Source organism: Streptomyces sp. NPDC002845, from assembly GCF_053591955.1.
In genome coordinates, this window is record NZ_JBSFUU010000127.1 from 1 (window position 1) to 19,259 (window position 19,259).

General features: G+C 72.6%; 14 protein-coding genes and 2 pseudogenes. 10 read left to right on the plus strand and 6 right to left on the minus strand.

All coding sequences use genetic code 11. The features are described from left to right. Positions 1–127 precede the first annotated feature (127 nt). From ACWD3C_RS45175 to ACWD3C_RS45205, 7 genes and pseudogenes are all read left to right on the plus strand, one after another. Positions 128–520, plus strand: a complete 393-nt coding sequence (locus ACWD3C_RS45175; RefSeq protein ID WP_451154072.1) for a VOC family protein — start codon at positions 128–130, stop codon at positions 518–520. A gap of 256 nt (positions 521–776) precedes the next feature. Beyond that, positions 777–1,541: a VOC family protein gene (locus tag ACWD3C_RS45180; RefSeq protein ID WP_451154074.1), complete on the plus strand. Its 765-nt coding sequence runs from the start codon at positions 777–779 to the stop codon at positions 1,539–1,541. 179 nt (positions 1,542–1,720) lie between these two features. Then, a complete protein-coding gene (locus tag ACWD3C_RS45185) occupies positions 1,721–2,299 on the plus strand; it encodes a DUF5134 domain-containing protein (RefSeq protein ID WP_451154076.1) in 579 nt (192 codons plus the stop codon). A gap of 97 nt (positions 2,300–2,396) precedes the next feature. Next, positions 2,397–3,332: a M56 family metallopeptidase gene (locus tag ACWD3C_RS45190; RefSeq protein WP_451154078.1), complete on the plus strand. Its 936-nt coding sequence runs from the start codon at positions 2,397–2,399 to the stop codon at positions 3,330–3,332. A gap of 107 nt (positions 3,333–3,439) precedes the next feature. Next, positions 3,440–4,120, plus strand: coding sequence for a phosphatase PAP2 family protein (locus ACWD3C_RS45195; protein WP_451154080.1), 681 nt, complete (start codon positions 3,440–3,442; stop codon positions 4,118–4,120). A gap of 56 nt (positions 4,121–4,176) precedes the next feature. Next, the gene (locus tag ACWD3C_RS45200; RefSeq protein WP_451154082.1) at positions 4,177–4,872 is read left to right on the plus strand and encodes an HAD family hydrolase; all 696 of its coding nucleotides are present in this window, start codon (positions 4,177–4,179) and stop codon (positions 4,870–4,872) included. 337 nt (positions 4,873–5,209) lie between these two features. Next, positions 5,210–5,395, plus strand: a pseudogene (locus ACWD3C_RS45205) (hypothetical protein); the annotation flags it as partial. Here the strand turns inward: ACWD3C_RS45205 and ACWD3C_RS45210 are convergent. After that, complete coding sequence (locus tag ACWD3C_RS45210) at positions 5,382–6,836, minus strand: LVIVD repeat-containing protein (RefSeq protein WP_451154084.1); 1,455 nt, start codon at positions 6,834–6,836, stop codon at positions 5,382–5,384. The pseudogene ACWD3C_RS45205 and the gene ACWD3C_RS45210 sit on opposite strands and share 14 nt — an antisense overlap. 256 nt (positions 6,837–7,092) lie before the next feature. On the opposite strand from ACWD3C_RS45210, the gene ACWD3C_RS45215 reads away from it, so the two are divergent. After that, positions 7,093–7,761: a DUF305 domain-containing protein gene (locus ACWD3C_RS45215; RefSeq protein WP_451154098.1), complete on the plus strand. Its 669-nt coding sequence runs from the start codon at positions 7,093–7,095 to the stop codon at positions 7,759–7,761. Between the two features lie 102 nt (positions 7,762–7,863). Here the strand turns inward: ACWD3C_RS45215 and ACWD3C_RS45220 are convergent, their stop codons facing one another. Then, positions 7,864–8,331, minus strand: coding sequence for a DUF6214 family protein (locus ACWD3C_RS45220; protein ID WP_451154086.1), 468 nt, complete (start codon positions 8,329–8,331; stop codon positions 7,864–7,866). Between the two features lie 235 nt (positions 8,332–8,566). Here ACWD3C_RS45220 and ACWD3C_RS45225 point away from each other — a divergent pair, with 235 nt between their 5' ends. Together ACWD3C_RS45225 and ACWD3C_RS45230 are read left to right on the plus strand one after the other, a co-directional pair. Then, complete coding sequence (locus ACWD3C_RS45225) at positions 8,567–9,910, plus strand: FAD-dependent oxidoreductase (protein ID WP_451154088.1); 1,344 nt, start codon at positions 8,567–8,569, stop codon at positions 9,908–9,910. Positions 9,911–10,041: 131 nt separating this feature from the next. After that, positions 10,042–11,439 carry a nucleobase:cation symporter-2 family protein gene (locus tag ACWD3C_RS45230; protein ID WP_451154090.1) on the plus strand — a complete coding sequence of 466 codons (1,398 nt, stop codon included), beginning with the start codon at positions 10,042–10,044 and terminating at the stop codon, positions 11,437–11,439. Here the strand turns inward: ACWD3C_RS45230 and ACWD3C_RS45235 are convergent. The 4 genes and pseudogenes from ACWD3C_RS45235 to ACWD3C_RS45250 all read right to left on the minus strand — a co-directional run. Then, a pseudogene (locus ACWD3C_RS45235) lies at positions 11,377–11,511 on the minus strand (transcriptional regulator); the annotation flags it as partial. The gene ACWD3C_RS45230 and the pseudogene ACWD3C_RS45235 overlap by 63 nt on opposite strands. Before the next feature lie 122 nt (positions 11,512–11,633). Beyond that, on the minus strand, positions 11,634–16,019 hold the full coding sequence (locus tag ACWD3C_RS45240; RefSeq protein WP_451154092.1) for an HAD-IC family P-type ATPase: 4,386 nt from the start codon (positions 16,017–16,019) through the stop codon (positions 11,634–11,636). A 9-nt stretch (positions 16,020–16,028) separates the two neighbouring features. Continuing rightward, the gene (locus tag ACWD3C_RS45245) at positions 16,029–16,526 is read right to left on the minus strand and encodes a hypothetical protein (RefSeq protein ID WP_451154094.1); all 498 of its coding nucleotides are present in this window, start codon (positions 16,524–16,526) and stop codon (positions 16,029–16,031) included. 81 nt (positions 16,527–16,607) lie between these two features. After that, positions 16,608–18,998: a SpoIIE family protein phosphatase gene (locus ACWD3C_RS45250; protein ID WP_451154096.1), complete on the minus strand. Its 2,391-nt coding sequence runs from the start codon at positions 18,996–18,998 to the stop codon at positions 16,608–16,610. Positions 18,999–19,259: the final 261 nt, after the last annotated feature.

Sequence of the window (19,259 nt, forward strand, 5' to 3'; positions counted from 1 at the left end):
GCGCCAGCTCCGCCCGCTCCTCGGCAGACAGCACGACTTCAACAGCACGAGGACCCCGAGACGCCATGAAAACAGCCTACAGACTTAGTCTCGTCTTTTCCGGCGCATCACACTAGGCTCCGTCTGCATGGTCCATGTGCTCAGCAGCCGCGTCCTTCTGCGCCCCACCGACCCCCAGCGCTCCCGTGTCTTCTACGGTGAGCGGTTGGGGCTCGCCGTCTACCGTGAGTTCGGCACGGGTCCCGAGCGGGGCACCGTCTACTTCCTCGGCGGGGGCTTCCTGGAGGTCGCGGGCCGGTCCGAGACCCCGCCGTCGCCCGCGTTGAGGCTGTGGCTGCAAGTGGCGGACGTGACGGCGGCGTACGAGGAGCTGACGGCCGCCGGGGTCGAGGTGCGGCGGCCGCCGGTGAAGGAGCCGTGGGGGCTGATCGAGATGTGGATCGCCGATCCGGACGGTACGGAGATCGTGCTCGTGGAGATCCCGGCGGACCATCCGCTGCGGTACCGGCCGGGTATCTGACGCGGTCGTCTCCTCACTCCGGGCGGTGTTCCCAGCCGCGGTCGTCGCGGTGGAGGGGGCGCACCGTGAGCGCGGGCATGCGGGACCTCCTGGACGGGGTTCGGGAGAGGAGGCCGCCATGCGATGCGGTACGGCTCCGAGGGTACGTCGGGGCCGCCGCGCACCGCCAGTGGCCGGGGCCGGGGCGCGGGCATAGCGTGCTGGGAGGGGACGCTCTCGGGCTGTCCCTTTGACTTCCTCTCCCGGAAGGAACGCCATGAAGCTCGACAGGCCGGTGACCGGCGGGCCCTGCTGGGCCGAGCTGGGGACCAGTGATCTGGAGGCGGCCAAGCGGTTCTACACCGAGCTGTTCGGCTGGTGCCCCGAGACCGATCCGCGGGCGGAGGCGGGCGGCTACACCATGGCGTTCCTCGGCGACGCGCCCGTCGCCGCGCTCACGCCCCTCTACCAGGAGTCGCAGCCGGTCGCCTGGAACGTGTCGTTCGCGGTGACCGACGCGGACGCGGCGGCGGAAGGGGTACGGAAGGCCGGCGGCACGGTCGTTCTGGAGCCGATGGACGTCTTCGACCACGGCCGTTTCGCGGTGGCGTTCGACCCCGGCGGCGCGGCCTTCCAGATATGGCAGGGGCGGTCCTTCCCCGGCGCCGGGCTGTTCAACGCGCCCGGCTCGCTGGGCTGGGCCGAGCTGATGACGCGGGTCCCCGAGCAGGCCAGGTCCTTCTACACGGGTGTCTTCGGCTGGACCATGCACCTCTCGGAGCACTACACCCAGTGGGGCATCGAGGGCGCCGACTTCGGCGGGATGGTGGTCATGGACGAGAAGTTCCCGCACGAGGTCCCGTCGCACTGGCTGCCGTACTTCGCCGTCGAGGACGTCGACATCACCGCGAGCACGACGACGGAGGCGGGCGGCACCATCCTCATGGAGCCCACGTCGGTGCCGGAGAGGCCGCGGATCGCCGTGCTGCGGGATGCCCAGGGTGCGATGTTCGGCGTCCACTCGGCCAGGGACGAAGGCTGACGCGCCTCGGTCTGCTCCGCGCGCAGCATCCGCTCTCCGGCATCTCCGCGAAGCCCCAACCTGAGTGCGGTGCACTCCCGCACGCTCCCCCGCGTACACCCTTGCGCTCGTATGCGCACCGCCCGTGCCGGGCATGCCCCTGACCGACTGTCCGACAGCGTCGAGCGGGGAGGTGCACGGTGCACGGACCGGCTTCGTCCGGCTGGCTGCTGGTCGCGGTGTGCGCGGCGGCCGGGGCCTACTGTCTGCTGCGGATGCGCAGCGCCGTCGAGGAGCAGCGGCGCGCCGCGGGCGGCGAGGCGCTCATGGGCTTCGGCATGGCGGCGATGGCCGTGCCCGCCGTGGTGATGGAGCACCCGCGCTGGGCCTGGTTCGGCTACGCGGCCCTCTTCGGCGCGGCCGCGCTGCACGCACTGTGGGCGGCCCGGACGAGCCCGCACCACCTGCACCACCTCGTGGGCGCGCTCGCCATGGTCTACATGTCGGCGGTGATGGCCGCCTACCCCGACAGCACGCATATCGGCCACAGCGGCGCGGGGCTGCCGCTGCTGACCGGGGTCCTGCTGCTCTACTTCGCCGGCTACGTGCTGTGGTCCGGCGCCCGCCTGATACCCGTAGCGGCGGTGGCGGACGGCACCCAGGCCGTCACCGCGGGCTCCCGTCCCCGTACCGTCGGCTGGGGCGACCGGCCGGAGGTGGCACGGGTGTGCCGCCTGTCGATGGGCATCGCCATGGTCGCCATGCTGGTCACGGTCTGACACCTCTCGCCGACAGGGCTGTACGACGCCGTGGTCTGCGTCACTTTGCCCGTCGAGCCCATGCCCTCGCGCACCGCCCGCCTCATAGGCTTCGCCCATGATGGTCCCCGCGGCACTGTTGCTGCTCGGCGCCCTGACCGCCGTCGTCGCTCCGCGGCTGCTCGCCCGCGTCGACTGGCCGGACCGTGAACCGGTGGTCGCCCTGTGGGTGTGGCAGTGCGTAGTGGCGGCCGTTCTGCTGTGCTGCGCGCTGTCGATGACCCTGAGCGCGGCCGCGGCCTGGGTGGCCGTACGGGGCCATGTGTTCGCCCCGGCGCCGCACGAGGTCGTGGAGGCGTACGCGCTGGGCACGGGGCGCCCGTGGGCCGCGACGACCGCCGTCATGCTGGCGTCCGCCGGTGTGTGGAGCGCGGCGATGCTGGTCCGTGAGGTCGTACGGGCGCGACGGCGGCGTCGGCGGCGGAGGGCCGAACTCCTCGTGCGCGCCCCGCTGTTGCCCGGCGAGAAGCCCGGTGCCGACCGGCTGGTGCTGCTGGAGGGCGAGCGTCCGGACGCCTGGTGGCTGCCCGGGGCCGCGCCTCAACTCGTCGTCACCACGGCCGCGTTGAAGCGCCTCAAGGGACGGCAGCTGGACGCCGTGCTCGCCCATGAGCAGGGTCACGCGCGGGCGCGGCACGACTGGCTGCTGCACTGCTCGGGCGCGCTCGCGGTCGGCTTTCCGCAGGTGCCGGTGTTCGCCGCGTTCCGCGACGAGATGCACCGCCTGGTCGAACTCTCCGCCGACGACATGGCCTCCCGCCGCTTCGGCCGGCTGACGATCGCGCTCGCGCTCGTCGGACTCAACGAGGACCGCGGTGTGTTCGGCCCCTCACCGACCCCGATGGCTCATGTGCCGGAGCGCGTCCGGCGGCTCCTCGCCCCGCCGGACCGGCTCACGGCGGCGCGGCGGCTGCGGCTGACGGCGGCCGCGGCGCTGGTGCCGGTGATTCCGGTGCTGGTGGCGTTCGTTCCGGGGCTGCGGGCACTCGGATAGCCGAAGCCGGAGTACGACCGCCGGGCGCCGTCACGATCGCGTCACGTGACCGTCCTCTCACGTCCCGGCAATGGCCTCCGACCCCACGAGTCGGCGAGGATCACTGTATGCACTCCGTGTCCGTCGATTCCCCACCCCGGTCACAGAGCCGCCGGCCGGCCGCACGGGCCGCCGCGGCGCTCGCGCCGCCTTCTGTGCTGCTCCTGCTGCTGGTGGCCTTCTCCTGGCAGCCGCTCATGTCGCTCGACGCCGACATCGCGCGCAGCACCCACGACAGCGCGGTCGACGAGCCGGGGGTCACACAGGCGTTCCGCATCCTCACGGACTGGGTCTGGGACCCGTGGACCATGCGCGTCCTGGGCGTCGCCGTCGCCGTATGGCTGTGGAGACGCTCGGAACGGGTGCTGGCCGCCTGGCTGGTGCTCATCGGTGCGCTGAGCACGGCGGTGCAGCAGGGGCTCAAGGCCGCCGTCGGCCGCGAGCGCCCGGTCTGGACCGACCCGGTCGACTCGGCCCAGTACGCGGCCTTTCCCTCGGGCCACGCCATGACGGCCACGGTGGTGTGCGGCCTGCTGCTCTGGCTCCTGCACCGCTACGGCGCCGGACGCGTCCTGTGGCGCACGGCGCTCGCCGGGGCCGTGGTCTCGGTGGTGGGTGTCGGACTGACCCGGATCTGGCTGGGGGTGCACTGGACGTCGGACGTGGTCGGGGGCTGGCTGCTGGGTGCGCTGACCGTGGCGCTGGCGGTGGCGGCGTACGAGAAGTGGCTTGTCTCCGGGCGTTCTTGACCCCGTAGGGCGAGGCGTTCTTGACCGGTGCCGAGTGCGGCACGAAGGATCGCGGCATGACGATCAAGGGTGTTCTCTTCGACTTCTCCGGAACCCTCTTCCGCGCCGAGACCACCGAGTCCTGGCTCCGGGCAGTCCTGCGCGCGACCGGACTGCCCCTTCCCGAACCGGAGTTGCTCCGCACCGCGCGGGCTCTGGAGACGGTGGGAGCACTGCCGGGCGGGGGTCTGCCCGCGCTGGTGCCCGACGGCCTGGAGGAGCTGTGGCGGACCCGTGACCGGAGCGCCGAGCTCCATCGGGCCGCGTACACCGCCCTCTCCCGCCAGGTACCGCTCCCTGACCCGTCGCTCCACGACGCCCTGTACGACCGCCATATGACGCCGGCCGCCTGGCAGCCCTACCCCGACGCCGCCGAGGTGTTCGGCATCCTGCGTGAGCGCGGGGTGGCCGTCGGGGTGGTCAGCAACATCGGCTGGGACCTGCGGCCGGTGTTCCGCGAACACGGCTTCGACCGGTACGTGGACGCGTACGTCCTGTCGTACGAACACGGCATCCAGAAGCCGGACCCGCGCCTGTTCGGCATCGCCTGTGAGGCGCTCGGCGTCGCTCCGCGGGACACGCTGATGGTCGGTGACGACCGGCGCGCGGACGGCGGCGCGGCGGCCCTGGGCTGCGAGATGCACTTCGTGGACCATCTGCCGGTGGCCGAACGGCCGGACGGGCTGCGGCCGGTGCCTGGCCTGATCGGCTGAGGCCCTCATCGGCCCATCGGCCCAGGCCACTGATCGGCCCAGGCCCCTGATCTGCTGAAGCCCCGGTCGGCCGAGGCCTGTGGAGAACGCCCGTCCCCGTCCGCCGGACCCACTCACCCTCCCCGGACCATCCCCCGCGTGGCCCGGGAAGGGCAGCAATTCGGGGCGGTCCCACGCGGAGCCGCCTCCCGGAACGCTGACTGTGGTTGGCAGGCAGCCAGTCAACGCAGGAGCTACAGGATGTCCCCACGAAGCCGCCCGGTCAACGAAGAATTGCGACGGCGTTCCCGGGAACGGCTTCCGCAGACGGCACTTGAGCACGGCCGTGCACCGGCTGGTGCCGATGCCCGTTCCGGTGCTGCGCGCCGAGTTGTTCAAGCAGTACGGGTTACCGTGGGAGTGGGGTGTCCCGCCGGACCCGGACGGGCCCGGCGGGACGTGCGGCGGGGACAACGGCCTGGCGCGGTTCTTCGCGACTCAAGGCCCCTTTAAGGCCCCTGTCCGCCGGGTCAGCGGAAGCTGAAGTAGTCCGGCTGTGTCTGTACGTTCAGCTCCCGCAGGCGGACCCACTTGGCCGGGTCCGTGCGCCGGTCGCTGAGCTTCAGGACGTCGAAGCCCTTGGCCATGTCGTTCGAGTAGATGTAGCCGTTGTAGTAGTACGCCGACCAGGAGCCGCCGGTGACGACGCGGTCGGTGCTGATCGGGCCGCGTTCGAAGTAGGCGATCTCCTTGGGCTTGGCGGAGTCGGTGAAGTCCCAGACGGAGACGCCGCCCTGGTACCAGGCCTGGACCATGATGTCCTTGCCCTTGACCGGGATCAGCGAGCCGTTGTGGGCCACACAGTTCTCGGTGTCCGCCTGGTGGCGGGGGATCTTGTAGTAGCTGCGGAAGACGAGCTGGCGCTTGTCGCCCTTGCCGACGATGTCGTAGATGCCGTCGGCGCCGCGGTCCGGGCCGATGGCCTCGTTGCAGGTGGCCGCACCGCCGCCGCCCAACTCATCGGTGAAGACGACCTTGTTGGCCTTCAGGTTGAAGGTCGCCGAGTGCCAGAACGCGAAGTTGACGTTGTCCTGGACCTGGTCGAGGACCTTCGGACGCTCCGGGTCCTTGATGGAGAGCAGGATGCCGTCGCCCATGCAGGCGCCCGCCGCGAGGTCCTTGGAGGGCAGCACGGTGATGTCGTGGCAGCCGGTGGTCTTCGACACGCCCGGGTTGGTGGGCGAGCCCGGGTTGCCGCCGCCGTCGGGGCCCTCACCGGGGAACAGCACCGGGAAGCCCACCACCGCCGCCTTCTCGGGGGCCCTGCGTGGCACCTTGATGACCGAGATGCCGTCGTGCGGCGGCTGGCAGTCGGGGAACGCGGCGTTCGGTGAGTAGGACGAGACGTAGATGTAGACGTGGTGTCGCTTCGGCACCAGCGAATGCGTGTGCGAGCCGCAGGCGGTCTCGACGGCCGCGACGTACTTGGGGTTCCTCTTGTCGCTGATGTCGAAGACCTTCATGCCCTCCCACGAGGACTTCTCGGTCGTGGGCTGCGTGGTGCTGTTGCAGGAGTCGTCGCTGCGCGAGGAGTCGGTGGACAGGAAGAGCAGATTGCCGGAGACGGAGATGTCGTTCTGCGATCCGGGACACAGCACCTGCGCCACCGTCCTGGGCGCCTTCGGGTTGCTGATGTCGAAGATGCGGAAGCCGTCGTAGTTGCCGGCGAAGGCGTACTTGCCCTGGAACGCTAAGTCCGAGTTGGTGCCGGGCAGGGCTTCCTTGGGGATGTTGACGAGGTGTTCGATGTTGGCGGAGTGGACGATCTCGTCCTGGCCGGGTATCTCGCCGGCGGCTATCGCAGCGTCGACCGCCGCGGCATCGCTCCTGGACACCTTCTCCGACGCGGTCGGCGCGTCCCCGGGGTCGGGGGTCGCGACCGCCGGAGCGGCTGTCAGCAGCGCGGCCAGGAGTCCGGCCGCCATGGCGGCAACTCCCAGACGTCTGCGCCGTGTTCGGGGTTGATTCGACAGGATCACTGTGTTCTCCCTTGCAGCCGTTCGCAGCTGAGCAGTTTGAACGGTTCACGGACCTCCGAAGTATCGTATGCATCATGCACAGATCAAAAGACGGCAACCCACTTGTAACGAATCTTTTTGATCAGCAGCGCGCGAATACGTGCTAGGACGGTCATCAACACTCACGAGGTGTACGTCCGTTCCTGTGTCCCTGGAGGTCACTGTGCTCGTTCGTCGTACGTCCGGTACGCCGTTGATCGTGGCGTTACTGGCAGCCGTCGTGCTCGTGCTCGCGGGCTGCGACTCCGGTTCGGACTCCGACGCGGACGACGGTGCCGCCAAGGCGACCGGCCCGTCGGTGATAGCCCCGGGCAAGCCCGGTGAAGCGGCGCAGACGCTCTCCCCCGAGGAGGTGGAGCAGCACCGCGCCGAGGACGACTCGCCCAACTCGGCGGACTTCACGTACGCGCGGACGATGATCGAGCACCATGCCCAGGCCATCGAGATGACCGAACTCGTCCCGGAGCGCGCCGAGTCGGACAAGGTGAAGCGGCTCGCCGAGCGGATCTCGGCCGCGCAGCAGCCGGAGATCGCCGCCATGGAGGGCTGGCTGAAGAGCAACGGCGGCGAGGACAAGGGGACTTCGGGCGAGCACGACCACGCGACCATGCCCGGCATGGCGACCGAGGCACAGCTGACGAAGCTGCGAGCGGCGAAGGGGAAGGCCTTCGACGAGCTCTTCCTGACGCTGATGATCACGCATCACGACGGGGCGATCACCATGGCCGTGGACGTGAAGGCGCAGGGCAACAACCTCGTGGTCGAGGAGATGGCCGACGATGTGATCGCGCAGCAGACGAGCGAGATCAACCGGATGCGCGGGATGCTGTGACGCCCACGGGACACACCGGCCTCCTGCTCGACGGTCTTCTGCTCGGCGGTCTTCTGCTCGGCGGTCTTCTGCTCGGCGGTCTTCTGCTCGGCGGTCCCCTCCTCAGCGCCTGGCGTGACGAGGTGTCAGGAAGCCCTCGTCGCGCGCCTGGGCGATCAGCCTGAGGGACCGGCGGCGGCTGTGGCCGGTCGCGCACATCACCGCGAGGACCGGGTCGAGGCCCTCCTCCTGCGCCGCTCGGTACTTCTCCGCGACCAGCCGCCGCCCCTCGACGCCACGCGGCCAGGCCCGCCGGGCGCGGTGCGAGGGCAGCCGCTCCGGCTGCTCGCCCGGGGGGCCGGCCGTCGCGCCGCACGCCTCGGAAAGGGGGCCCTCGATCCAGTCCGCGAGCGCGGTCAGGTCGTCGAGGGACAGCGGCGGCTGGGCGCGGACATCCTCGATCGAGAGGCAGCCCTCGGCGACCACGGCGAGGACATCGACGCGGGCGCCGTCGGTGAAGGTCAACCGGGCGTTGAACCACGCCGTGACACCGTCGTGCTCCCGCACTTCCCACGCGGGCCACACGGACACGACTCCATCTGGCCCATTGCGATCAGAAAGATTAAGAAAGGTCGCTTCCAGCACATACGCAACGTAAGCGAATGATCACATTCCATGCGAATGGGCTCGCAGGCCGGGAGCGCGCAGGGCACCCCGCCGACGCAGCGGTGCGCCCGGCCCGCCCGGCCTCCTCCCCCGGCGCGCCCCGCGGTGCGATCCTGGTTCGTGAAGGCCTCAGCGGTCTCCTCGCGTAAGGAGTTCGGCCGTGCTGCATGTCGCCGTCGTCGGTTCAGGGCCCAGTGGTGTCTACTCCGCGCAGAGCCTCGTCCAGCAGGACCCCTCGGCGCGCGTCGACGTCCTGGACCGGCTGCCGTGCCCGTACGGCTTGGTGCGCTATGGCGTCGCGCCCGACCACGAGAAGATCAAGTCCCTGCAGAACAACCTGCGGGCCGTGCTGGAGCACGAGCGGGTGCGGTTCCTCGGCGGTGTCCCGGTCGGCCCGGGCGGGGTGCCGGTCGACCGGCTGCGGGAGCTGTACCACGCCGTGGTCTACTGCGTCGGCGCCGCCTCCGACCGGCGCCTGTCGATCCCCGGCGAGGAGCTGCCCGGCAGCTGGTCGGCGACCGAGTTCGTCTCCTGGTACAGCGCGCACCCGGACGCCGTCGCCGACGGGTTCGTTCTCGGCGCCCGCTCGGCCGTGGTCATCGGCGTCGGGAACGTCGCGGTGGACGTGACCCGGATGCTGGCCCGGGGCACGACGGAGCTGAGCCCCACCGACATGCCGCAGGCGGCGCTCACCGCGCTCGCCGCGAGCCGGGTCACGGACATCCACATGGTGGGGCGGCGCGGCCCGTCGCAGGCCCGCTTCACCACGAAGGAACTGCGTGAGCTGGGCGCCCTGCCGGACACCGACGTCACCGTGGACGAGGACGAGCTGGCGCGCGATCCGGCGTACGTCGATCCGTCCGCCCTGCCCGCCGCCGGCCGCCGCAACGTGGAGGTGCTGCGCGGCTGGGCCGCCGCGGCTCCCGGGAGCGGCTCACGGCGGATCAGGCCGCGTTTCTTCCTCCGCCCGGTCGAGCTGCTCCCGGACGGCGGCCGGGTGGGCGCCGTGCGCTTCGAGCGGACGGCGCCGGACGGGCACGGCGGAGTGACGGGCACCGGGCGGTACGAGGACATCGAGGCCCAGCTGGTGCTGCGCTCGGTCGGTTACCGCGGGGTGCCGCTGGAGGGGCTGCCGTTCGACGCGGAGCACGGCACCGTGCCGCATCTCGCCGGGCGTGTGCTGCGCGAGGGCGTGGTGGCGCCGGGCGAGTACGTCGCCGGGTGGATCAAGCGGGGGCCGACCGGGGTGATCGGCACCAACCGGCCGTGCTCCAAGGAGACGGTGACCTCGCTGCTCGGAGACGCTGCCGTGCTCGTACGGCGTGACGTGCCCGACGACCCCCTCTCCGTGCTGCGGGCGGAGGGGATCACACCGGTCGAGTGGAGCGGCTGGCAGGCCATCGAGCGGGCCGAGGCGGAGCTCGGGGCCTCGCTCGGGCGGGGTGTGGTGAAGCTGCCGGACTGGACGTCGCTGCTCGCGGCGGCCCGCGGCAAGGCCGTCTAGCAGGGCTTTTCGCGGTTCGGTGGCCGTGACACACATCGGCAACACGACCGAAATCAACAAACTGTTCAAGCCCCTTACGGTCTCGTGCTGTTCGAGCCACCCCCTCCCCGACCGCCGCTCCTGGAGTTCCCATGGCCACCGCAGCACCGCCCGTGCATCCCGTGGACGAGGTCCCGCCCGTACGCCAGTTGGCCGCCTTCGGCCTGCAGCACGTCCTCGCGATGTACGCGGGTGCCGTGGCCGTACCGCTGATCGTGGGCGGGGCGATGGGGCTGTCGTCCGCCGACCTGGCGTATCTGATCACCGCCGATCTGCTGGTGTGCGGGATAGCGACGCTCATCCAGTGCGTGGGCGTGTGGCGGTTCGGGGTGCGGCTGCCGATCATGCAGGGCTGCACGTTCGCGGCCGTGTCGCCGATGGTGCTCATCGGTACGGAGGGCGGCGGGCTGCCCGCGATCTACGGGTCCGTGATCGTGGCGGGGCTCGCGATCATGCTGCTCGCGCCGGTCTTCGGAAGGCTGCTGCGCTTCTTCCCGCCGCTCGTCACGGGCACGGTCATCCTGATCATCGGTGTCTCGCTGCTGCCGGTCGCGGGCAACTGGGCGGCCGGAGGCGTGGGCGCGGAGGACTTCGGTGAGCCGAAGAACCTCGGCCTCGCGGCCTTCGTGCTCCTCGTCGTGCTGGGCGTGCAGCGCTTCGCTCCGGTGTTCCTCAGCCGGATCGCGGTGCTGATCGGCATCGTCGTCGGGCTCGCGGCCGCGGTGCCGTTCGGGTTCACGGACTTCGGCGGGGTCGGGGACGCGGACTGGCTCGGCATCAGCACGCCGTTCCACTTCGGGGCGCCCACGTTCGAGGTGTCCGCGATCGTCGCGATGCTGATCGTGGCCCTGGTGACGATGACCGAGACCACGGGTGACTTCCTCGCCGTCGGCGAGATGACCGACCGCAAGGTCGACTCGCGCTCCCTCGCCGACGGTCTGCGGGCCGACGGTCTGTCCACCGTCCTCGGCGGCGTCTTCAACACCTTCCCGTACACGGCGTACGCCCAGAACGTCGGCCTCGTCGGCATGACCCGGGTGCGCAGCCGCTGGGTGGTCGCCGCCGCGGGCGGCATCCTCGTCCTGCTCGGTCTGCTGCCCAAGCTGGGCGCGGTGGTCGCGGCGATTCCGGCGCCGGTGCTCGGCGGGGCCGGCCTGGTCATGTTCGGCACGGTCGCCGCGAGCGGTCTGCGCACGCTGGCCCAGGTCGACTTCAAGGGCAACCACAACCTGACGGTCGTGGCCGTTTCGGTGGCCATGGGCGTGCTGCCGGTCGGGGTGCCGACGGTCTACGACAAGTTCCCGGACTGGTTCCAGACGGTGATGCACAGCGGGATCAGCGCCGGGTGCCTGACGGCGATCGCGCTGAACCTGCTCTTCAACCACCTGCCCGAGAAGGGCGGTTCAGGCGTCGTCGCGGAGCCGGGCGGCGGTCTGGCGGCCGACGGTGGCGAGAAGGCTGTCGAGCAGCCCCGGGAAGAGGCCGTCTAGATCGTCCTTGCGCGGGCCGTTCAGCTTGGCCGTGGCCCGGTCGGTCTGCCGGATGGCCACGCCGGCTTGGCGGTTGCAGGCCTGACGGATACGGGCCGCACGGCCTCGGCCGACGGCCGTGGAGGAGGCGCACCGGTCGGTCCGGAGGCGTACGGCGGCTCGTACGCGACCCGTTGTCCGCCCGGGCCGTGAACTCAGGCCGTCGTCGCGGTCGGTCGCAACCGTGCCACGATCTTCTCCAGGTGGGGCAGGGCCCGCTGCCCCGTCACCGCCAGGGCGATCCCCGCGACGACGCCCGCCCAGGCCACCGGGCCCAGGGGCGTGCAGCCGAAGGCGTGGCTGGCGCCGGGGGTCTGGACCAGGGCGACGAGGGCCGCGGCGGAGCCGAGGGACGTGGCGCGGACCAGGGGACTGTGGCGGCGGTCGGCGAGGGTCTGGGCGAGTTGGGTGCCGACCACTCCGCACAGGGCCATCGTGGTCGAGCGGCGGGCGGTGCCCGGGGTGAAGCGGCCGATCAGCCAGGCCGTGGTCGCGCCCAGGCAGGTGGTCAGGGCGCGATGCCGGATCTGGCGGATCAGCGGGGTGCCGAGGAGGGACGTGCCGAGGGGCTCGGTGCCCGTCTCGCCTCCTTGGGCCGCGTCTTCTGGGGCTGCGTCGTCTTGGGCTGCGTCTCCTTGGGCCGCGTCGTCCTCCTCCTTCGGGGTCACCGCCACCGCCATCGCCGGGAACAGGTCGGTGAACAGGTTCACCAGCAGCATCTGGCGAGTCGAGAGCGGCGCGGCGCCCGAGAGGAGGGTGCCGAGCATGCCGAAGCCGACCTCGCCCGCGTTGCCGCCGATCAGGATGGCGATGGCGTCGGCGACGCTGTGCCACAGCGAACGGCCTTCGGTGACCGCCTCGATGAGGACCGTCAGGTCGTCGTCGGTGAGGACGAGGTCGGCCGCGTTGCGCGCCGCCGCCGAGCCCCGGGCGTTGATGCCCACGCCGATGTCGGCGGCGCGGATGGCCGCGGCGTCGTTGGCGCCGTCACCGACCATGCCGACGACCCGGTCCGCGTCCCGCAGGGCCTCGACGACCTGGAGTTTCTGTTCGGGCGCGACCCGGGCCACGACACCCACGTCGCGCAGCATCCGGGCCCGTGCCACGCGGTCCGCGGCCGTCAGTTCATCGCCCGTGACCACGGTCGTGCCGTCCGGCCAGCCCAGTTCGGTGGCGATCGCCCGCGCGGTCTGCGGGTGGTCCCCCGTCAGCATGACGGGTCGTACGCCCGCCTCCTGCAGACCGCGGACGAGGGCCGTGGACGTCTCGCGCGGAACGTCCGCCAGCGCGAGCAGACCGGTGAACTCCAGCTCTTTCAGCGGCTCTTCGAGGACGTCGGCCGCCTCCTCCCCCTCGCCCAGCGGGCGCCGGGCGACCGCCAGGACACGCAGTCCGTCACGGGCCAGCGACTGCGCGGTGCCGGACGCTTCACGCGGGAGCCCGGGGCATGCGGGCAGGACGGTCTCCGGGGCACCCTTGACCACGAGCACCGGGGTGCCGTCCACGCCCCGGCCGACAGCGGCGGCGTATCCGCGGGCGGCCTCGAACGGGCGGCTGTCGATCTGCGTCCACTCCGGGTCGGGGCCGGCCGCGTCCAGGGTCGCCTCGTCGGTGGCGTGGACCGGCCGGGCGGAGTCGCCGTTCAGACGGGGGCAGGCACGCGCCGCGACCCGCAGTGTGCCGCCGTGCCTCGCCTCGTCGACGGTGCGGACCGTGCCGTCGGGGTCGGTCACCCGTACCAGGCGCAGCCGGTTCTCGGTGAGGGTGCCGGTCTTGTCGAAGCAGATCGTGTCCATCCGGCCCAGCGCCTCCAGCGTGCGCGGGGTGCGGACGAGCACGCCGAGGTGGCTGAGCCTGCGGGCGGCGGCCAACTGCGCCACCGTGGCGACCAGCGGCAGGCCTTCGGGTACGGCGGCCACGGCCACCGCGACCCCACCGCTGACCGCCTCGCGGATCGGCGTGCCGCGCAGCAGCGCCAGACCCGTCACCGCGGCTCCGCCCGCGAGTGTCAACGGCACGGCCTTGCCGGTGAGTTCCTGCAGCCGGGCCTGCACCCCGGCGGCCGGCGGTGTGCGGGCGGCCAGGGAGACGGCGCGGGCCGCCTCGGTGCGGTCGCCGGTGTCCACGACGACGGCCCGGGCGTGTCCGGCCACCACGGTCGTGCCCTCGAAGACCATGCAGCGGCGGTCGGCGACCGGGGCGCGCGGGGTCCGGTCGGTCTGCTTGTCCACGGGCAGGGACTCGCCGGTCAGCGCGGACTCGTCCACCTCCAGGCCGTCCTCCCACAGCAGGCGCGCGTCGGCCGGGACGACCTCGTCCGCCGTGAGCTCGATCAGGTCGCCGGGGGTGAGCCTGGCGGCGTCCACGGTGCGGGGCTCGGCCGTCGGTTCGGCCAGCGCGTCCTCGTCCGGGGGCGTCACGCGGGCCTTCTGCTTCTGGCCCGCCCGCAGCCCGGACAGCGCCTGTTCGGCCCGCAGTCGTTGTACGCCGCCGACCAGCGCGTTCAGGTCGAGCGCGCCGACGACGAGCAGGGCGTCCACGACCGAGCCGAGGATCGCCTCCGCGGCCGAGCCGACCGCCAGGACCGGGGTGAGCGGGTCGTCCAACTCGCCACGCACGGCCCGCACAAGGTGAAGGGACGAGCGCGCCGGGGCCAGAACGGGGTGGCGGCTGACGGTTTCAACCGCCTTGCGCACACGGCTGGTTGCCTGCTCGACGGGTCCCGCGCCGTCTTCCGGCCCGCCCTCCAGCCGGGACAGGACGTCCGTCCGCGCCAGCGCGTGCCAGGCCACCCGCCGCCGGGGGTGCGGGGCACGGGCCGCCGCCACGCCGAGGGCGGATCGGACCCCGGTCAGCAGGGCCGCCGCCGCGGCCAGGTCGACCGGTATGTGCCGGAGTCCGGGCCACGGCGTACGACGGCGTCCGCGACCGGACTCGCCGACGGCCACGAGCAGTCCGGACAGGGCGGCGCCGGACCGGGCGAGGACCTGCGACCTGCGGCCGGCCGCGCGGGCGGCGGGCACCGCCCTCAGCAGCCGCCACACGTCGGCCAGGCCGTGCAGGGCCAGGACGTCCGCGCCCCAGACGACGGCGGCGTCCCGGTCGGCGAGGGCGACGGCCACATCGCCGCTGAGGAGGCCGGACAGCACGTCGGCGTCGTCGTCGGCCGATGCGATGCGGGCGACCGTGAGCACGGTGCCTTTCTCGCCGCGCAGGGAGTTCACCACGTCGCTCAACGGCCGCTCCGCGCCCACGACTTCGTCGGCGAGGCCGGTGAAGTCGCGCAGCGCCGGATCGTCCACGACCACGACCTGGAGTCCGGCGTGCCGTGCCGCGTCCAGCACGGCCTCGGCCCACGGGTCCGGTCCGTCGCCAGGAATGCGCAGCGCGCTCGGATGCAGGACGACCGTGTGGGCCATCTCCACCTGCCGCAGCCGCTCCGGCTCGCGCACCAGTACGCCGGTCCTGGACAGCGCGGCGCTCAGTACGGCGTGGAAGACGGCGGGCCCGTACCGCGCCGCCTTGGGCGAGCCCGCGAGCACCGCCTCCGCCGCCTCCACGCCGTCGTGCTTGACCAGCAGCGTGACGGCGGCGCCCAGCACGCTGCCGGCGGAGGCGTGGGCGGCGTACTCCTGGGCCGGGGAGGTCCGCAGCGGTGGGCGCGGGGTGCCGTCGGCGGCCACACTGACCCGCTCCGGCGCGCACACCTGGTCGTGCACGGCGTCGAACGCGGCCGCCCGCGCCACGGTCTCCGTCAACTGGCAGCAGCGCAGCGCCCCGTCGAGCAGCAGCGAGGCCGGTGTCTGGCCGGCACCGTGGGCGAGCGCGTTCGCGACGGCGAGCGACACGTCCATGCGGTTACGGCCGAACCGGGCGCGCAGCAGGCCGCGGAAGCGCGGGTTCTCCCGCAGCATCGTCACCACGGCGGTCACCAGCCGGGGCGAGGGCGGCAGCCGCAGGGCGTGACCGAGCAGCGCGGCACCCGTGCCCACCGTGTCGGCCGCGAGCGCCACCGCGGCGGCCCGTACGGCGGACGGGTCGCCCGGATGCGTGAACTCCTCCGCGGGTTCGACGGTCCGCGCCAGTCCGTGCCGGGTCGCGAGGGCGGTCGCCTTCTCCACCACGCGGTCGGTGAGCGCGCCCTCGGTCGCGGCGACCACCAGCCGCGCCAGTCCTCGGTCCCAGTACGCGAACGCCACCTCCGGCCGCCGCGCCAGCGCCTCGGCGACACGGCGGACGGCGCGGTCCCTTCGCGCCGTCCGCGTACGCTCCTCCTCTCCCTCCTCCGCTTCGGGCCGCAGCGCAAGGTGCACGCGCGGGCCGGACCGCCACTGGCGGGTGCCGCCCGGCAGTGCGGCACGGGCCACCCGTACGACCCGCACCGCGGAGTCCGTGCTCCGCACCCCGGCCCGTGCCGTGCCCACCGCCGCCCCCGCGGCCGCGCCCAGCGCGGGCGCGGCCCCTCGCGCGACCAGCCGTGGCCCGGCCACCGCCAGTCCGGCAGCGGCGGCCAGCGGACGTGTCAGCAGTCCGGGACCCATCGCGCGGCCTCAGCCGGTGGCGCCGGCGCGCCGCGTGGTCGAACGCGAACCGCCGCGTCCGGCGGGCGCCTTGGTCCCACTGGACGACGACTTCCGCTTGGCCGTGGAGGTGGACGTGGACGTCGTACGGCGGCGGGTCGAGGACGCCTTGCCCCGCCCGTCTCCGGATGCCTCCTTCGCGGAGCTCTTCGCGCCCTCGGGCTCCTCGCGCTCCTGCGGCCGTGGCTGCGTCAGCCACGCCACCGCCGCGCCGGTGAGCGCGACGGGCCACTCCACGACGCCCGCGACGCCGAGCACCCCGGCGCCGGTGTAAACGGCGATCCGCCGTCCGCGCGGCGACACGGTGCCGATCCTGTCGAGCGTCTCCTCTGCCGTCCTGGTCACCACTCCGGAACCTGGCACCTTCCGCAGCGCCGAGGCAGCGGTCCTCAGCGGCTCGGGAAGGTCCGACGACGACTTCTGCCGAGTCGACGGCTTCTGCTGAGTCGACGACTTCTGCTCAGCCATGACTCTCCTCGCCTTTCGTGACTTCGCCTTCCAAATCGACCGAGTGCCCGAATTTGCGCGGGCAATACGCCACTGCGGCGGTCATGCGCCGAGTACGGCGGGCAGGGTCTGTTCCGCCCAGATCGTCTTGCCCGTGCCGCTCGGGCGGGTCCCCCAGCGCTCGGTGAGCTGGGCGACCAGCAGCAGACCGCGGCCGCCCTCGTCGTAGGTGCGGGCCCGGCGCAGATGGGGCGAGGTGCTGCTGGCGTCGGAGACCTCGCAGATGAGGGAGCGGTCGCGGATGAGGCGGAGCTGGATGGGGGAGCCGCCGTAGCGGATGGCGTTGGTGACGAGTTCGCTGACCACGAGCTCGGTGACGAAGGCGGCCTCGTCGAGCCCCCAGCGCTCCAGCTGCTCGGTGGCGTGCTGCCGGGCCGTGGCCACCACGGCCGGATCGGCGGGCAGGTCCCAGACGGCCACGTGCTCGGCGTCGAGGGCGCGGGTGCGGGCCACCAGGAGGGCCACGTCGTCGGCCGGGTTCTCGGGCAGCAGGGAGGTGAGCACGGTGTCGCAGACCTGTTCGAGGTTCGTGGCCGGGGCCGCGAGGGCGGTGCACAGGGCGGCGGTGCCCGCGTCGACGTCGAAGGCGCGGGCCTCGACGAGACCGTCCGTGTAGAGGGCCAGGAGCGAGCCCTCCGGCAGGTCCAGTTCCGTGGCCTCGAAGGGGAGCCCGCCGACGCCGAGCATCGGTCCCGCGGACACCTCGATGACCTCGACGGTTCCGTCGGGGAGGAGCACGACGGGCGGTGGGTGTCCGGCGGCGGCGATGGTGCAGTGCCGGGACACCGGGTCGTACACGGCGTACAGGCAGGTCGCCCCGATCTCCATCGCGGTCTCGCCCTCGTCGGTGGCGAGGTGTCCGACCAGGTCGTCCAGGTGGGTGAGCAGTTCGTCGGGCGGCAGGTCGACGTCGGCCAGCGTCCACACTGCCGTACGGAGGCGGCCCATGGTGACGGACGCGTGGATGCCGTGGCCGACGACGTCACCCACGACGAGCGCGACCCGGGTCCCGGACAGCGGGATCACGTCGAACCAGTCGCCGCCCACGCCCGCCTGCGACAGCGCGGGCAGATAGCGGGAGGCGAACTCGACCGCGGCCTGCCCCGCCACCGCCTGCGGCAGCAGGCTGCGCTGCAGGGCCAGCGCGGTGGTTCGTTCCCTGGTGTACCGGCGGGCGTTGTCCACGCACACGGCGGCGCGGCTGGCCAGTTCCTGGGCGAGGAACACGTCGTCGCGGTCGAAGGCGTCGGGGTGCTCGGGGGTCAGCACCCGTACGAGGACGGCGACCCCCAGCGTCGTACCGCGGGCCATCAGCGGTACGGCCATCAGCGAGAGGTCGACGGGAGCCTCCGACTCGCGGAGCTTGGCGGAGCGGGCGCCGTGCCGGGCGAACCAGGCGTCGAGGTCGGGTTCACCGGTCCGGCTGAGGACCGCGGTGCCGGTGGCCAGGGCGTGGGCGGGCGGTGAGGAAGGGGGGTAGACGTCCGCCGCGCCCAGCTCGATCGCGGCCTCCGGCACCCCGGGCGTGAGGGAGTGGTGCGCGGCCCGGCGCAGTTCCACCGCGGCGTCGGCCGCGTCCACGGCGGGCTCCTCGCCCTGGAGGACCGAGTCGAGCAGGTCCACGCTGGCAAAGTCGGCGAGCCGGGGCACCACCAGCTCGGCGAGTTCGCGGGCGGTGTGGACCACGTCGAGTTTCGTGCCGATGGCGTCGGCGGCCTCGTTCAGCATGGCCAGCCGTTGCCGCGCCCAGTGCTGCTCGCTGCTGTCGAAGGCGGCGAGGGCGGTGCCGATCAGTTCGCCGGAGGGGTCCCGCACCGGCCACAGCTCGACGTTCCAGGCGTGCATGCGCCGCCTGGACGGTGCGTGGGTCCAGCTCTCGTACTGGACCGGCTGCCCGGTCTCCACCACCAACTGCAGGTGGCGCAGGAAGCCGCGGCTGTGCTCGGCGTCCTCGACGGTGTCCGGGTAGTACCGGTGCAGGAGCGTCTCCGCCGGTTGCCCCATGACCTGGCACGCCACGTCGTTCATCCGCAGGTACCGCTGGCCGGTGTCGAAGACCGACATCGACACGGAGGCCTGCTGGAACGCGAGCTCCCCCAAGCTCCGCTCGCGCGCCGCGGACTCCGCGGTGATCACGAACCCCCGCCGCTCCCCGCGCACCGGGCACATACGGAGCACCGGCTCCATCCGCCGTCCGTCGCGGTCCCGCAGGGCCACGGGGGCGGTCCCGTCCCGGCACAGTGCGCGCCAGGCGGCGCGCGCGTCCCCGTCCACCAGCTCCGCCGCCGGCCGGCCGGTCACCTCGTCGGCCGTGTACCCCGTGAGCAGGCGCGCTCCCTCGCTCCAGCCCGTGACGGTGCCGCCTCCGTCGATCACGGCCATGGCGTCACCGGCCGGGACCGTCCGCTCTTCATCGCGCGGCGCCGTCACCATATGTCCAAGAATGATCCCGCCGTGCAGCCGCATCAAGCCGGGTCAGGGCGCAGAGGGTCCGGGGCGGGCGTGGCCTCAGTCGGCGGTGCGGCCCGAAGCGCGTGGCACGGTGTGGAACAGCCGGGCGGGTACGGCGGCGGCCAGGACGCGGTACCCCTAGAGGGTGCTAGTGTCCTGCGCCAGTAGTTGATCGTTAGTTGGTGTGTGACTTCTACTGCTGGTGCGTCAGTTCCTCGTCGGGGCCCGAAGCTGGAGCCGTTG